Origin of the sequence: Bartonella sp. CL71SXKL (assembly GCF_042194935.1) — a bacterium.
GTDB lineage: Bacteria > Pseudomonadota > Alphaproteobacteria > Rhizobiales > Rhizobiaceae > Bartonella.
The window spans coordinates 1-322 of record NZ_JBHINI010000117.1; the positions used below are offsets into that span (position 1 = coordinate 1).

Consider the following 322-nt stretch of genomic DNA (forward strand, 5'->3'; position numbering starts at 1 on the left):
TGAATGAAACCAGTCAACGTGTCGCAGAGTTAAACGCTCAAATGCGTAAGACTCCAACTGGATGGCTAGGCAATGTCAATGCACGGTTGTCAGAAATGCAACCACGAGCTGAAAAAGTTAGTGGTACGTTTAGTCACTTATTTGGAGCTACGGCAGCTGCTAACCTGTTCACAGGTGCTTTATCCGGTATAGCTGGACAGTTGCAAACGCTTGTTGGTGCTGGTGCGCAATATGACATTACGCAGAATAAGATGATTGCGACATGGACAACGTTGACAGGTTCGGCTTCAAAAGCTGGGCCAATGATTGAATCCATCAATAA

1 protein-coding gene is annotated in these 322 nt (G+C 45.7%); it reads left to right on the forward strand.

From position 1 onward, the window contains the following. On the forward strand, positions 1-322 hold a 322-nt coding region (locus ACFILA_RS09800; protein ID WP_375661154.1), incomplete at both ends, for a hypothetical protein.